Consider the following 14,201-nt stretch of genomic DNA (forward strand, 5'->3'; position numbering starts at 1 on the left):
CGCCTGCTCAAGGATTCCGTAACGGGCGGCCGCTCATCTATTACTTCGCCAAGGATTCCGCTTCAAAAGCCCATGTCCCAAGACGCTTCCCGGTCGCGGGTGATGACAGGTCCGACAAATGCCTCAATCTCGTCCGGCCGCCTGCGTCCCATCAACGAGGGCTCGTGCAAGGCAGCCGTCCCAGCGAGTTAGCGCCGATATACAGCACTCTTTCCTCGGGGAGTAGTGTACGTCCGACCGTGGCGCAGGCGGCTTGCAGCATTTTGTCCTCGCCATACTCCCAAACCACCAGCCTCGCGCTTCTCTCCGGGCCGGGCTTCGTCACCGCGACCAGCCTTCTTCCCCGGCTCAAAAAGGCAAGCCCCGTCCTGACCTCACGTCGTTCCTGAGGCGCCTCTATCTTTCCGATATCCGATCCGGTGTTGAGGTCGGTCAGGACAACCGCTCCGTCCGAGCGCAGGCGGGCTACCGTTCCCGTCCGGCTGGCCCAGAGCCCGTTCACGTAGTGCCCGTTTTCGGGGAGCACGCGGATCAGCTTGGTCGTGCGGGCGTCCCTGATCTCCAGATCGCCGGTCACTCGTTGGATGAGGAGATGCCCCTGAGCGAAGGCGACACCGACCATGGTGTCGCCCCGGACAAGCAGTTCCCGGCCGGTAGCCATGTCGATGACGCGCAGAACATCCCGGATTGCTCCCGCCGTGGAATCTTCAATGGCCACCGTCATCGTCTGTGGGTCTATGTGAGCGGGCCCGCTGTAGCCATGCTCCTGGCTGAGGTTCTTCTGACGGTCAGCAGAGTGCGGGACTGTTCGGACGACGCGGCCCGTGCCGGGATCGATGAGGACGATGTCGCCTGAGTCAGGCACGATGACGATGCCGCGCCCGTCCGATGTCCAGGCCGCTCCGAGAATGGATTCCTGGCGCGTGTCCCAAGCTCCGGCGGTCGGCCAATCGGGGGCAGGGGTACGAATCTCGATTTCGCCGCTGTATTTGATCAGGAGGAGTCTCTTCCCGTCGGGACTCCATGCCGCGTGGGCGTACTTCCCCTTGATCCGCCTGTTCCGGAACGGGGCGCTGCCGACGCCGGCGAGAATCGTCTGGCCCGATTCGCTCGTCACCAGAACGTCGTCCTCGCCCTCTCGCACCGCGAGGGCAGGTCCGTTGCACGCCATGCAGGACCACTTCAGCGGGATGGGCATGCGTTGACTCAAGCGGGTCACCTGATTGAGGTCCCATATCGCCAGGGTTCGCCCTGAGGCGGACACCAGGCGGTCCGAGCCGCCACCGAGGAAGGCGAGTCCCATGTCGTTGATGGAACTGCTTCCCGTCAGGACCTCCGGGTTGGACGGCTCGTTCTTGGAAGTGGTCGAGACATGAATTCTTCCGGTGTCGGCTACGGCCAGTCGCCTGCCATCGGCGCTGATCGCGAGTGCATTGGGGCTGGCTCCTGAGGTGACTCCGGCCAGGTCGCCGTCGGACAGGTTCGATATCGCCGAATTGGTTCTCCAGATCGGCACCCTGGTCTCGCCCCACGCCGCTGCGAAGTGCCGGCCTTTCGGGGAGATGGCCGTCACCGACGGCGTGTCGACGCGTACCCAACCGTGCGCGGCAGAACGGATGGTCACTGCCGGCAGCGACCACCGCTCCCACGCGGTCAGGCCGTTGTAGATGACTGCTTCATCGTCCCCGGCGAAGACGATCTCGCCGAACCGGGTGGACAAGTCCAGTTCGGACCTGGCCGTATGTGATCGGTTGCCGCTCTCGTCGTGCACGACCACCCGTGACGGATAGGCGGAGGTGTCGCTCCCGGAGTAGCCGACGACGACGTATCGGTGCGTGGGACTGACGCCGACTGCGGTGGGCCGGAACCCGTCCGGCCCCGGAACGTTCCGAGTGCCGGTCTCCTTCCGCCACAGTCGCACCGCCGCTCCGTCCGTGAAGACGACCGTGTTGCCGATGGCGTCCACGCCGACGTCTGTGATCGGCCTGCTGAGCCGGCCGATGGCCTGGCCGGCGGTCGTGCTGAGATCCCAGAGCTGTACGTTGCCGTCCTGCGCGCCGGTCACCAGGAAGCGGCCGTCGGCCGAAGAACCCAATGCCGTCACGCGCGATGAGGCGTAGAGGTACCTGCTGAGATGCGGGCTGGAGGTGGTCGCCTGGAAGAGCGCGTCCTTCGTCTGAGGGTTCTGATCCAGTTCGTAGGCGGCCACCGCCAGGAGTTGGGCCGTGTCCAGGCGTGTCGTCAGCAGCGCCTCCGCTTTGGCGGCCAGCTGCCGGGCCAGATTGACCCGATCACGTGCCGCGACGTTGTTCCGCTGGTCGACGGCCACGACGGCGGCGGTGCTGGCCAGGAGCGAGAGCACGGCGAGAAAGACGACCATGGCGGTACGCCGCCTGGCGGTCCTGCGTTCCTGGGCCACGGAGGCCGTCAGGAACGCCTTGACGACGGGGGCCAGATCGTCTGGAGCTGCTCTTGCCGCCCATCTGTTGGCGACGGCCAGGCGGCTGCCCCGATAGAGCCTCGACGAGTCGCGGAACTCTCGCTGCCACGCGGTCGCGGCCTCCTCCAGCTCTTGCTGGACGAGCTGCCCGGCGCGATCACGGTCGATCCAACGCCGCAACTGCGGCCAGCTCCGCAGCAACGCCTCGTGCGTGATCTCCACGGCGTCGTGGTGCTGCGTGAGCAGCCGAGCCTTGGTGAACACGTCCACCACGGTCGCGGCCAATCCGGGGTCGGCGCTGGTGCCGATCAGCTCCGTTCGGGACAGCCGCCGCCTGGAGTCATCCGTTCCGTTCCCGATCCTGGTCAGCCGCAGGAACAGCGAGCGCGCCATACGCTTCCCGGCCGCGTCCAGACTGTTGTAGGCACGATCGGCCGTGGTGGCGATGGCGTGCTGGATCCCGCCCGCAACCTCGTAGCCCCGCACTGTGAGAGTGGCGCCATTGCGCTGCTGCCAGCAGGCTCTCAGAGCGTGAGCCAGGAGGGGCAGCCTGCCCGCCTGATACCCGCCGAGCCCGTCGCCGTCCGCCCCCAGGTCACGCAGCAGCAGTTGCAGCAGGCCAGGTTCGACGTCCATTCCGACGTTCTGGGCGGGAAAGACGATGGCCTCATTGACTTCCTCAACCGTCATCGCGCCGACCACCAAGGGAGCGTCCTGCAAGGCCGTCTTGATGGCAGGGAAGTCGGCACACGCGGCGTAGAAGTCCGCCCGTACGCCGAGCACGACCAGCGCCGGTCCGTCGGCGCGCGGAGCGGCGATCCGGCTCAGCAGTTCGACGAAGGTGCGTCGCTGTTCGACGTCGCCGCAGAGTGTGAACAGCTCTTCGAACTGGTCCACCACCAGGACCAGGCCGTTGTCGCCGGCGAGCCGGTCGTCCAGCAGGGTGACGCACGATTGAGGGTTGCCGACCAGCTCTTCGACCGAAGGAGGTTGCGCGAGGAGCGGCGCGAGGTGCGTGGCAAGCGCGTGTACAGGTCTGGCGGTGGGGGTGAAAAGGATCTTCGCCCATTCGGCCGAGCCCGGCAACGCCCCGTTCTCCAGCCTGGGCAGCAGGCCCGCTCTCAGGAGCGACGATTTTCCCGCTCCTGAGGAAGCCACGATCATCTGTGGCCCGCCCGTTCGCTGACGTCGATCGAGGCGATCGATCAGGTCGGCGGTGAGGCGGTCGCGGCCGAAGAACCATCGAGCGCGTTCTCGGGTGAACGGAGCCAGGCCCGGATAAGGGCACTCGCTGACGACGGATCCTGGCTCCGTACGGGTGCGTGCCCCGTCTCCGTAGTGGAAGTGCTGGTCTCGACCTGCTTGGTAGACCTTGCCCTGTCCGCTGGCGTGTGCTCGCAGTTGAACGTCCTCGTGATGCGCGGGCGCATCCGGCGGCACCTGGTCCGGGGAGTCCATGGGTGACCGCCTCTCTCGAAGTGGGGCATCACGCTAACGGTAGAGTCGCCGTACGAGATGTGCGCCGCCGGCCCGAAATGGCTGCAGGTAATTGCCATATTCAGGGCGACCGATAATAAATCGGGAAAATGCGTCTCATGCGTCGCCAAAGCGAAACTCCCTCTCCTCTCGGCCGCCTTGTGGATACTCTCTAGCGTGCGGATCAAGCGGTCGGCTGGTGAGGGAGACTGCGTGCTGGACCAGCGGAATCATCAAGGGAAGTTCGCCGAGGACTATGTGAGGGTGCTCGCTTCGGCCGCGGGCCTTCTCGTCTACAAGGACGATCTCGACCATGACGGCATCGACCTGGGATTTCGATATGCCGGACGAACGGGGTACATCTCCTCGCCCGCTATCGAGGTACAGGTCAAGTCGTGGTCGAAGCCGCTGAGCAAGGGCCCGGATCTGCAGTTTCGCGGGCTTGACGAGGTGCAGTACAACAAGCTCGTCGCCGGTCCGTTTCTCGTTCCCCGTTACCTTTTCCTCGTCGTGGTCCCACCGGAGAGCGACCGATACGCACGCGTGGAGACCGAGGGGCTGACGTTGAGCCGGCTCTGCTACTACCGCGGGTTCGAGGGGGAGCGGCCCATCGCCTCTCCCAGCGCCAAACGGCAGGTCCCCATCCAGGTGCCGTTGGGGAACGTTCTCACGGTCCGCGCGTTACGCGAGCTCGTCGGAGCGCCCACGGGACCGCTCGCCTGATGAGGAACGTGTCAGTCGCCGATGTCAGCAGTTATCTGGCCGCTACCGGCTGGGTTCGCCAGCCGGAGGGCTGGAGGGGCGCGGCTGTCTGGGTGCATGAGGGCGATCACGAGATCCTGGTGCCCGGAGCGGACCATCTGGCCGACGGACCGCGGCGTCTCAGAGAGACCCTTTCGCTGCTGGCGAGGGTGGAGGACCGCTCTGTCGAGGACATCGCATCCGACATCAGCTCGCCCATGGCCGATGTCCAGTGGTATCGCGCACCGATCGTCCCCATGGATGGCGAGTTCGGGCTGGTGGACGCGGTCACAGCCCTCAACAGCGCGCACGCCGCCCTGAGCGCGGCGGCGCGTGCCGCTCTGGACGGACCTCGGCCGGTGTTCGACGGCACGGCCCCCAAAGCAGTGCGTGATCTGCTCGCCCGCGTCTGGATCGGACCGATCGTGCCGTCAGGGGACCTCCTCACGGTACGCATCCCATTGGACGGGGAGAATTCCGGCGATCCTCCGCTGGCGCGCCGCACCTTGACCCTGCTGCAGCGCGCCACGCTGCTCCTGCGCGAAGCCAGCGCCGAGGTACGCAGAACCGGCGACATCAGCGTCTTCGACGACACGGTCCGGGACGGCGTGTCGGCCGACCTGTGCGTCGCGCTCGCGCGATTCGCCGGCACCGATCCCGGGACCCGGTTCGAGGTCGGCTTCCGCTGGGCCCGCGCGCTGCCCTCCGAGGTCCCCGCGCGGACGGTGGTCTTCGAGGCCGAGACCGGCACCCTGTTGCGCCGCGTCGCCCACAGGCTGCGGCGCCTCCACCGCGAGAGCGCCTCTGTCACAGGCCTCATCGGCACGCTCTTCGACAACGGTGGTGAGGACCGGTTCCGTGTCCACGTACGCGGCGAGGTGGCCATCGGGGACGGCGAGCCACGCGGCTCCATATGGGTGCGCCTGCCCGACGAGGCGGCCTACGACGTGGCCGTCGAAGCGCACCGCAACCGGACCCTCGTGCATGCGGCCGGCACGCTCAAGGACGTCAACGGCCGCCGGGAACTCATAGCGACCAGCTTCCACACCGTTGTGGACGATCGATCCGAGGAGAGCTGATCATGAAGAACACCGCCTTCGGAACCCGGGAGCGGGCCTTGCTCCTGGGGCTGATGATGCTCGGCGGGACGGCGTCCAATCCGGAGCTGCGAGCCCATGTCGGGAACACGCTCGACGGAGAGCCCCGGCGCCGGGTGAACAAGCTCGGTCTCGTCACAAGCGAGAAGCCGGGCAGGTCCTACCACCACACGCTCACCGAGGACGGTTGGGCCTGGTGCGTGACAGAGCTGGAAGGCTCGGCTCCGGACCGCGGAGGATCGCTCGGCCGCACCCTTTACGGCGTCCTCCGCATGATCAAGGGCTACCTCGACGCCGCGGATCTGAGCCTGGCCGAGTTCGTCGTCAAGGCCCGCGAAGGCGGGGCCCCGGCTCCGGACGATCCGACCAAGGCGATCCGCGACGCCTACTGGCACCTGGCTCGCGAACCGCAGGACTGGGTGCTCCTGACACATCTGCGCGCACAGTTGGGAGATGTCCCCCGGGAGGAGATCGACGAGGCGCTGCGGCAACTGGAACGACTTCCGGACGTCCATCTCGTACCGGAGGCGGACCAGAAGACCCTGACCGACGAGGACAGGGAATCGGCCGTCGTCGTAGGCGGTGTGAGCAAGCATCTGCTGGCGATCGAGGCGCGATGAACGAGACCGAGGAACGGGCACTACGCGCGATCTCCAGGGTCCTCAACTGGGCGACCACGGCCGAGCATGCCTGGAACCCGCCACCCTTCCACATCGACGGGATGCATCCGCGGGCGGAACAGCTGATCCTCGACGGTATCGACGAGGCGTCCGCGGCCTCCCGGACCAGCCCGCTCGGCGTCGTGATCCAGGGTGAGGGAGGCGCCGGCAAGACTCACCTTCTCGGCTGGGTCAGAGGCAAGATCGCGCAGGCCGGCGGCTACTTCTTTCTCGTGGATTTCAGCGCCGGAGACGACTTCTGGCATCGGACCATGAGCGCGATGGTCGAGGACCTCGGCCGTTCGGCCGCGGGCCCGGACGCCCCGAGCCAGGCGATGGTGGCCCTGCGTGCCCTGGTCGTTCTCGCGGGAGCCGATGGCCGGATCGGGGCAGCCGCCGAGCGCGGGACGGGCATCACCCGCGAAGACCTCGATGCTCTGGTGAACGGTCTGGTGGCCCGGAACAGGCAGTTGCTACGGTGCCGCGACACCATCCGAGCGCTCGCCCTCTACGCCGTCGCCTCGGGCCCGGCCCTCGACGTCGCCTACGATCACCTGATGTCGACCGAGGAGGCCGAGGAAGGCGACCGCGCAGCCTGGGGACTGAGCAAAGGAGTCAAGAAACCGCATGACATCGCGGTCGAGCTGTCGATGATCCTCGCGCTGACCGGCCCCAGCGTTATCGCGGTGGATCAGATCGACGCGCTCCTCGAACACTCCCGCGCGGCCAGCACCCCGGACTCCGTCGCGCCGCCACCCGATGCCAAGCCACGCAAGGACGTGATCGACGAGGTCGCGAGCGGGCTCATGGCCCTGGTGCACGCCACCCAGAGAACGTTGTGCCTGGTGGCCTGCCTGCCTTCGTCGTGGAATCTGATCAGGAACCGGGCCATCGGCACGGCGCAGGACAGGTTCCGGCCTTCCTTGATCCTCACCACGATCGCGAGCGCGGACATCGCCCGGAACCTGGTTGAGCGGAGGTTCGCCGTGGCCTTCACGCATGCGGGCTTCACCCCTCCCTCTCCCGCCTGGCCCATCGCCCCTGCCGCGTTCGCGACAGCGCCGGGCCATACGCCGAGGACGCTGCTCCGCCTCATCAGCGCACATGTCGCGATATGTCGGGCGGAAGGCGAAGTACGTCCGCTGGAACGTTTCGATCGAGACGAGCCGGTTCCCGCGGTGGCGCCTGTTGCCGAGACCGTCCCCGCCGTACCGGAGACGAACCTGGCCCGGCTCGACGCGCGGTTCGCCGACTTGTACGGACGGGCCGACGTATCCAACGCGTTCGATCCGGAACACGAGGACGAACTCGCCCCGCCCTTGCTCACCGCGGGTCTCAACGCCTGGATCACGGAGCAGGACAAAGCAGGCGAGGCCTTCTCCGTCGATCCGCCGCCGGGCCGCCGGCCCAGCCTGCACGCGAGGTTGCGGCAGGCACTGGACCCCAACTCCGAGGAGCAGCGCCACTGGACGTTCCGGATGATCGGCGCGTCGCACCACATCGCAGCACTCAAGCGGCTGAACGACGGCATCGCGGCGTCCGGCCTGGGGCCGGAGATGCCCGACCGGTGTTTCGTCGTGCTGCGGAATCTCGCATGGTCGGACGGGCCGGCCACGCAAGCCTGCCTGACACAGCTCAAGGAATGGGGCGGGCTGTCACTTGCCGTACGGGGTGACGACCTGCGCGTCTTCGAGGCGTTGCGGCAGATGGCGGCCGATGAGGACCCGGAGTTCGAGACCTGGCTGCGTGCGCGCCGTCCGGCCGGCGGCACCGAGTTGCTCAGCAGCCTGTACGGCGCGCTGACATTTCCTGTTCCAGCACCGCCTCAGCCGTCGACGGCGGGATCCGAACGCCCGGCGAGGACCGTTCCGGAGGTCACGGGCGACCGCACCGCGGTCATCCCGGTCGGCAGGCGTCTGGACACCGGCGCCGATCTGGAACTGAAGCTGAGCCTCCTCACCCGCCACACGGCCGTGTTCGCCGGATCCGGCTCTGGCAAGACCGTGTTCCTGCGGCGGCTCATCGAGGAGTGCGCGCTGCACGGCGTGTCGTCGATAGTGCTCGACTCCAACAACGACCTCGCCCGGCTGGGCGATCCCTGGCCCAGCCCGCCTCCTGGTTGGAGCGACGAGGACGCGGACAAAGCAGCGCGCTACTTCGCCGAGACCGAAGTCGTGATCTGGACCCCGGGCCGTTCCCGTGGACGCCCGCTGACCTTCCAGCCGCTCCCCGATTTCGCGCCCGTGCTCGATGATCGTGATGAGCTGGACTCCGCCCTCGGCCTGGCCGTCGAAGCGCTCGCCTCCCGGGCGAACGTGGACGGGGCAAGCGCCAAGGCCCGCAAGGGGAAGGCCATCCTCCGCCAGGCGTTGGGTCACTTCGCCCGCTCGGGCGGCGGCGACTTCACCGCGTTCCTCGGCCTGCTCGCCGCCCTGCCGCTGGAGGTCAGCCAGATCGACCGCGCGGACCAGATCGCCGCCGAACTGGGGCAGCTCCTCACCGCCGCGACGATCAACGATCCGCTCTTCGCGGGCAGCGGTGAGCCGGCCGACCCTGAGCAGTTGCTCAGCCCGTCCGGGGGCAAGCGGGCCCGCGTCTCCGTCATCAGCTTCATCGGTCTCAGCGACCAGGCGAGACCAGGATTCGTCAATCAGCTCCAGATGGCCCTGTTCTCCTGGATCAAACGGAATCCGGCGCGCGGCCGTCCTCTCAACGGCCTGTACGTGATGGACGAGGCGCAGGCCCTCGTACCGGCGACACCGAAGACCGAAGCGCTGGCCAGCACGCTGACCTTGGCTTCACAGGCCCGCAAGTACGGCCTCGGCCTCGTCTTCGCCACCCAGACACCCCGCGGTCTGCACAACCACATCGCGGGGAACGCCACGACCCAGTTCATCGGGAGGATCAACAGCCCGACGCAGATCGACGTGGTCAAGGGGCTGGCGCGGGCCCGCGGAGGCCACGCCGACCGGGTCGGACGGCTGGATACCGGGCAGTTCTACGCCGCGAGCGACGGCATATCCGAGGTGCTCATCCGAGGACGCCAGTGCCTGAGCCATCATCCCTCGGATCCACTCACCGAGCAGGAGATCATCGAGCGGGCATCCGGCTGACGCCGGACCGGCGCATGGCGCGGTGCTGGTCGTCAGGCGGACAGTAGGCCGTGGGAGAGCTGGTCGGCGGCCCAGTCCTCCCACTGCGCCGTGGTCCACCCGCATTCCCGCCTCATCACCAGGAACAGATCCGGCGACAGGATCCCGACGGTGACGTCGGTGGCTCGGTGCTCGGTCAGGTCGGGCCGCAGGGCCTGCAAGTGGCCCAGGATGGCGACGACCTGCCCGTGGGCGGTGTGCCGCTGCTCGCTGTTGGCAGCCCATTGGGCGGCCATGTCAGGGTCGCCGGCCGCCGCGTCGCGGACCACCGCCAGGACGGGGGCGACCCGGTCGAGGATGACCCCGCTCTGGTGCACCCATCCTTGTACGACCTCCATCGGGTCCCGGGTCGCTTGTAAGGCGGCGAACCAGGGCCGTTGGAGGAGCGGAACGGGCTCGTCGTCTCCGGCGGAGGCGACGTCGACCACGTGCTTGAGCAGCTGGCTCTTGGTCCCGTAATGGAAGTACACCGTTTGCACCGACACCTCGGCCGCGTCGGCGACCAGCTGGAAGGTCGTTCCGGCGTAGCCCCGCACGACGAACAGCCCTTGGGCGGCGTTCACGATCCGGCTTCTGGTCTGTGCCGAGCGCCGCTTTGGACTCTTGACGTCTTCCACCGATTTAGAGTACCACTTTAGAGTATGACCTTAGAGTGGCACTACAAAAGAGGTGGGGCATGGTGCTCTTAGGCGGGTTCCACCACGTCAAGCTGCCCGTCTCCAGCGTGCACAAGAGCCTGGAGTGGTACCGGCGCGTGCTCGGCCTCGAGGTGGCGATCGAGTTCGTCGAGGACGGCGTGCTGCGCGGCGTGGCGCTGGCCGATACGGACCAGACGCTCATGATCGCGCTGCGTGAGGAGCCCGAGCGGGCCGCCGGGTTGAGCGGGTTCGATCCGGTCGCGTTGGCCGTGCCGACCCTGCAGGCGCTCCACGCCTGGTCCGATCACCTGGACGCGCTCGGTGTGGAGCACTCCGGCATCGCCGAAGGCAGCGTGGGATGGCTGATCGGCGCCATCATCGACCCCGACGGCATCGAGATCCGGCTCTACACCCAGCAGAGGCGGCCATGAGCGCGCTCCACCTGCCGGCCGGGGCCGGTGCCACCCATCGGTTCCTCGGCACCACGATGACCGTGAAGGCGGGGGAGTCGGAGACCGGCAAGGCCCTGACCCTGATCGAGCAGGAGTGCCCGCCGTATTTCGCCACTCCCTGGCATGTGCACCAGCACGACGACGAGGCGTTCTATGTGCTGTCGGGAACCGTCCAGCTGTACTGCGGCGACCAGACCTGGCAGGCCGGAGCCGGCGCCTTCGTCCTGCTGCCACGCCACCTGCCCCACGCCTTCGCCAACCGCCAGGACTGTCCGCTACGCCTGCTCCAGCTGACCTGGCCGGCCGGCTTCGAACACTTCGCCGCCGACATCGCCGCCCGTGACACCGACCCCGGCCTGCTGGCCGAGGTGGCCGCCCGCCACGGCTACCAGATCATCGGTCCACCACCGGACACCACCCCGTGATCTGCCCGCGGCCCCGGCTCGCGCGGAGCCGACCTTGGCTTACTCCTGCACCGGTATGACCGCCGCCGGCTATCAGAGCCGGTGCGAAGAACTCAAGGCCAAGGGCTTCCGCCGAGCTGGGCCGTCACGCCGCCATCTGGACCAAGTGACACGCGGGTTTCGGCGCCCGAACCGAGGCGCCTGCCACGCATCCGTCAGCGGCCGGTGGATCCGTCGATCTGCTCGCGGAGGATGTCGGCGTGGCCGGCGTGCCGGCCGGTTTCCTCGATCATGTGCACCAGGACCCATCGCATCGATGGTGCCGGCCCCGGACGTGGGGGTCGCGGGGCGGGAAGGGCCAGGTCTGGGCAGGCGTCGATGACCTGGTTCGCTCGCTCGACGGTCTTGCGGTAGTCGGCGAGCACGCCGTCGACGGTGTCTTCTGTGGACGGTCGCATGGTGGCGCGCCAGTCGCCGGCGTCCTCGCCGAGGAAGTAGAACCGTTCGACGAACGCCAGATGCTTGAGCAGCCCGAGAAGGTTGGTGCCCGAGGGCACTCCGCCGGTTCGGACCTGCGGTTCGGGTGCGCCGGCGACCTTGTCCGCGACCGCGTCGCGCAGGTAGTCGAGGAAGCCCCGCAGGGTGGCCTTCTCGTCGGCGCCGGTCCGCGGAGGCGTGGTGTCCTTGGATCGCTGCGCGCGGTTTGCCGGCATCGAGTCGCTCCGTTTCGACGTGACGTCGTGTGGTGTGGTTCGGGCGGTCATCCGGCGGTTCGCTGGATGAGCAGGATGTGGTCGATGACGGTGGCCATCTGGTCGGCGGGTCCGGTCGCCCGGCGGTGGGGCATGTCGGCGCGCAGGACGGTCCAGTGGGCGGGGTCGAGATCGAGTTCGGCGGCGACCTCGGTGGGTGTGGGGTAGTGGAGGTCGGGGTCCTGGTTCCACGACCAGGGCGCGGTGGAGCCGTGGTCGACGATCAGCAGCAGCCCGCCGGTGCGCAGGGCTTGCGCGGCGGTGCGCAGGACCTGGCTTCGGAGCAGCGGGAACGGGGTGTGGAAGTACTGGGCGGAGACGAGATCGAACCGACCGGCCGGGAAGCTTCGGGCCAGATCGTGCTGTTCGGTGGCGACGCGGTCGGCGATGCCGAGTTCGCGGGCGCGTTCCCGGACCCGTTCGACGGCGGTGATGGAGATGTCCACGGCCGTGACGTGCCAGCTCCGCCGGGCGAGCCAGATGGCGTCGCCGCCGGCGCCGCAGCCCAGATCCAGGGCGGCGCCGGGGCGCAGCGGCGCGGCGGTCTCGGCCAGCAGCGGGTTGACGCGCGCGTCCCAGGTACGGCGGGAGCGGTAGTGCCGCTCCCAGAACAGCTCGGCGTCCTGGTCGCTCGGGACGTCGGTGGTGGGGTGGCGGTGTCGGGTGGTGTCCACGTGAGTTGCCCTTCGTCGGTCGGCGTGATCCGGAAGCGCCGGTGGTGTACTGGCAGCATCGCCGCCGTCATCGCGGGCTTGCAAGGAAAGTTGCGGATCCGCATCATCGATGGCATGGACACCTCCGAAGACGTTCTGGCCGGAGTCGGGCCGCGCCTGCGTGCTCTGCGCCGGGCGCGGGGCACCACGCTGGCGGCGCTGGCGAACGAGACCGGCCTCACCGCGAGCACGCTGTCCCGTCTCGAGAACGGCAAGCTCCGCCCCACGCTGGAGCAGCTGCTGCCGCTGGCCCGGGCGCACGACGTACCGCTCGACGATCTCGTCGCGGCGCCGCCCACCGGTGACCCGCGCATCCACCTGCGGCCGGTGCGGCGATCCGGGCTGGTGATGGTGCCGTTGACCAGGCGCGCCGGCGGTGTCCAGGCCTACAAGGTGATCTATCCGCCCGCCGGCCGATCAGCCACGATGAAGCTGCAGACCCACGAGGGATATGAGTGGTTCTACGTCCTCAACGGACAGGTCAGGTTCGTGCTCGGGGAGCAGGAGTTCCTGGTCGGCGTGGGCGAGGCCGTGGAGTTCGACACCCGCATCCCGCACTGGATCGGCAGTGCCGACGAGCGGCCCGCGGAGCTGCTCACCCTGTTCGGCGCGCAAGGAGAGCGCGCCCATCTGGCGCCGTCCAGGCACTGACCGTCGCAGCCCTCGGCCGGCCGGTTACTCGCCGGCCACCTGCGAGGTGACGCGCTCGATGGCCTGGACGGCGACATCGGGCTGGTCGACGTAGATGTAGTGCCCGCTGTCGGTGGCCGTGCTCAGCTTGCTGGCGCTGGACACCGCGAGCCACTTGCGCTGGCCCGCGGACCACGCCTGCTCCAGGCGCTGTCCGTACGTGGGGATGGCCGCGAGGTACTGCTTCCCATGCTGGATCACCTCCACCGGGATGTTCCCGGCGGAGCGGACCTTCCCGTCGGTGATGACGAGCTTCTCCGGGTTCTGACCCTGGAATATCGCGAGGTTCTGCGCGCGCACCTCGGCCGCCGGACCCTTGGCGGACTCAGGGATCGCCTTCGTGATGTCGTCCACCATCGTGGGCGACGTGGTGTCCATCAGGACGAGCCCCTTGACCCTGTCCTGATGGTCGGGGACGTACCTGGCGGCGATCAGCCCGCCCAGCGAGTGCCCCGCCAGGACGACCGGGCCGTCACCGGCGACCCGGTCGAGCACCCCGGTGAGGATCTTCCCGGTGCCGGCGAAGTCCTGAGGGCCATCCGGCTGGTCGCTCGCGCCCGCGCCGAGCCGGTCGTAGGAACAGACCCGGTTCTTCTTGCTCAGCGTCTTCTGGAGGGCGGCCATCTTGTCCAGCCCGTCACCCCCTCCGTGCATCAGCATGATGACCGGCCTGCCTTTCGCCGGGTCGCCCGAACAGGACACGTTCACCGACCGGCCCGCGACATCGATCTTCTTGGTTCCGGAGATCGGGCCGGGATCGGCTTTCTGGGTCGTGGGGGCGAGCGGGTCCCAGTTGTCCAGCGAGTCGCTGTCGCAGCCGGCGACCGCCGTGCTGATTACGGTGCTGCACAGCGCGGCCACAACGGCAGTCTTGTATGTGCGGAGCATGATGTCCTCCAGCGAGAGACGTCTTCACACGGCGGCTGAGGCGCCGTGCCACGTCGTAACGCTATGGAGTCGACGGTCCCGGAATCGTCACCACACGGT

General features: G+C 68.1%; 12 protein-coding genes. 7 read left to right on the forward strand and 5 right to left on the reverse strand.

Going from position 1 to position 14,201, the window contains the following annotated elements:
- Positions 1 to 151: 151 nt before the first annotated feature.
- The gene (locus tag ABZX61_RS32935; RefSeq protein ID WP_355200028.1) at positions 152 to 3,898 is read right to left on the reverse strand and encodes an AAA family ATPase; all 3,747 of its coding nucleotides are present in this window, start codon (positions 3,896 to 3,898) and stop codon (positions 152 to 154) included.
- Positions 3,899 to 4,129: 231 nt separating this feature from the next.
- Here ABZX61_RS32935 and ABZX61_RS32940 point away from each other — a divergent pair, with 231 nt between their 5' ends.
- Genes ABZX61_RS32940 through ABZX61_RS32955 form a run of 4 tightly spaced genes read left to right on the forward strand, consistent with a single transcriptional unit; the run spans position 4,130 to position 9,526 of the window.
- Positions 4,130 to 4,639 carry a DUF4365 domain-containing protein gene (locus ABZX61_RS32940; protein ID WP_355200029.1) on the forward strand — a complete coding sequence of 170 codons (510 nt, stop codon included), beginning with the start codon at positions 4,130 to 4,132 and terminating at the stop codon, positions 4,637 to 4,639.
- Entirely contained in the window at positions 4,639 to 5,736 is a 1,098-nt protein-coding gene (locus tag ABZX61_RS32945; RefSeq protein ID WP_355200030.1) for a hypothetical protein, read from the forward strand. The genes ABZX61_RS32940 and ABZX61_RS32945 overlap by 1 nt, the downstream gene beginning before the upstream one ends.
- Before the next feature lie 2 nt (positions 5,737 to 5,738).
- Positions 5,739 to 6,374 (forward strand): hypothetical protein, encoded by a 636-nt coding sequence (locus tag ABZX61_RS32950; protein ID WP_355200031.1) that lies wholly within the window; start codon positions 5,739 to 5,741, stop codon positions 6,372 to 6,374.
- Positions 6,371 to 9,526, forward strand: coding sequence for a DUF87 domain-containing protein (locus tag ABZX61_RS32955; protein WP_355200032.1), 3,156 nt, complete (start codon positions 6,371 to 6,373; stop codon positions 9,524 to 9,526). Before ABZX61_RS32950 ends, ABZX61_RS32955 begins: the two co-directional genes overlap by 4 nt.
- A 32-nt stretch (positions 9,527 to 9,558) precedes the next feature.
- Here ABZX61_RS32955 and ABZX61_RS32960 read toward each other — a convergent pair whose 3' ends face one another.
- Positions 9,559 to 10,128 (reverse strand): helix-turn-helix domain-containing protein, encoded by a 570-nt coding sequence (locus tag ABZX61_RS32960; RefSeq protein WP_355200033.1) that lies wholly within the window; start codon positions 10,126 to 10,128, stop codon positions 9,559 to 9,561.
- A gap of 113 nt (positions 10,129 to 10,241) precedes the next feature.
- Here ABZX61_RS32960 and ABZX61_RS32965 point away from each other — a divergent pair, with 113 nt between their 5' ends.
- Together ABZX61_RS32965 and ABZX61_RS32970 are read left to right on the forward strand one after the other, a co-directional pair.
- The gene (locus ABZX61_RS32965; RefSeq protein WP_355200034.1) at positions 10,242 to 10,634 is read left to right on the forward strand and encodes a VOC family protein; all 393 of its coding nucleotides are present in this window, start codon (positions 10,242 to 10,244) and stop codon (positions 10,632 to 10,634) included.
- Complete coding sequence (locus ABZX61_RS32970; RefSeq protein WP_355200035.1) at positions 10,631 to 11,080, forward strand: cupin domain-containing protein; 450 nt, start codon at positions 10,631 to 10,633, stop codon at positions 11,078 to 11,080. The genes ABZX61_RS32965 and ABZX61_RS32970 overlap by 4 nt, the downstream gene beginning before the upstream one ends.
- A gap of 194 nt (positions 11,081 to 11,274) precedes the next feature.
- Here the strand turns inward: ABZX61_RS32970 and ABZX61_RS32975 are convergent, their stop codons facing one another.
- Both ABZX61_RS32975 and ABZX61_RS32980 read right to left on the reverse strand, forming a co-directional pair.
- The gene (locus ABZX61_RS32975; protein ID WP_355200036.1) at positions 11,275 to 11,772 is read right to left on the reverse strand and encodes a DinB family protein; all 498 of its coding nucleotides are present in this window, start codon (positions 11,770 to 11,772) and stop codon (positions 11,275 to 11,277) included.
- A gap of 47 nt (positions 11,773 to 11,819) precedes the next feature.
- Positions 11,820 to 12,485, reverse strand: a complete 666-nt coding sequence (locus tag ABZX61_RS32980) for a class I SAM-dependent methyltransferase (RefSeq protein ID WP_355200037.1) — start codon at positions 12,483 to 12,485, stop codon at positions 11,820 to 11,822.
- Between the two features lie 114 nt (positions 12,486 to 12,599).
- On the opposite strand from ABZX61_RS32980, the gene ABZX61_RS32985 reads away from it, so the two are divergent.
- The gene (locus ABZX61_RS32985) at positions 12,600 to 13,175 is read left to right on the forward strand and encodes an XRE family transcriptional regulator (RefSeq protein WP_350731851.1); all 576 of its coding nucleotides are present in this window, start codon (positions 12,600 to 12,602) and stop codon (positions 13,173 to 13,175) included.
- A gap of 24 nt (positions 13,176 to 13,199) precedes the next feature.
- Here ABZX61_RS32985 and ABZX61_RS32990 read toward each other — a convergent pair whose 3' ends face one another.
- A complete protein-coding gene (locus ABZX61_RS32990) occupies positions 13,200 to 14,102 on the reverse strand; it encodes an alpha/beta hydrolase (protein ID WP_355200038.1) in 903 nt (300 codons plus the stop codon).
- Positions 14,103 to 14,201 lie beyond the last annotated feature (99 nt).

The organism is Nonomuraea sp. NPDC003709, assembly GCF_040610775.1.
In the GTDB taxonomy this organism is placed as follows: Bacteria; Actinomycetota; Actinomycetes; order Streptosporangiales; family Streptosporangiaceae; genus Nonomuraea; species Nonomuraea angiospora_A.

Excerpts from the sequence above, each read along its gene's own strand:
- ABZX61_RS32935 (WP_355200028.1), bottom strand. The coding sequence starts at position 3,898 with ATGGACTCCCCGGACCAGGTGCCGCCGGATGCGCCCGCGCATCACGAG.
- ABZX61_RS32945 (WP_355200030.1), top strand. The coding sequence starts at position 4,639 with ATGAGGAACGTGTCAGTCGCCGATGTCAGCAGTTATCTGGCCGCTACC.
- ABZX61_RS32950 (WP_355200031.1), top strand. The coding sequence starts at position 5,739 with ATGAAGAACACCGCCTTCGGAACCCGGGAGCGGGCCTTGCTCCTGGGG.
- ABZX61_RS32955 (WP_355200032.1), top strand. The coding sequence starts at position 6,371 with ATGAACGAGACCGAGGAACGGGCACTACGCGCGATCTCCAGGGTCCTC.
- ABZX61_RS32965 (WP_355200034.1), top strand. The coding sequence starts at position 10,242 with ATGGTGCTCTTAGGCGGGTTCCACCACGTCAAGCTGCCCGTCTCCAGC.
- ABZX61_RS32970 (WP_355200035.1), top strand. The coding sequence starts at position 10,631 with ATGAGCGCGCTCCACCTGCCGGCCGGGGCCGGTGCCACCCATCGGTTC.
- ABZX61_RS32975 (WP_355200036.1), bottom strand. The coding sequence starts at position 11,772 with ATGCCGGCAAACCGCGCGCAGCGATCCAAGGACACCACGCCTCCGCGG.
- ABZX61_RS32985 (WP_350731851.1), top strand. The coding sequence starts at position 12,600 with ATGGACACCTCCGAAGACGTTCTGGCCGGAGTCGGGCCGCGCCTGCGT.
- ABZX61_RS32990 (WP_355200038.1), bottom strand. The coding sequence starts at position 14,102 with ATGCTCCGCACATACAAGACTGCCGTTGTGGCCGCGCTGTGCAGCACC.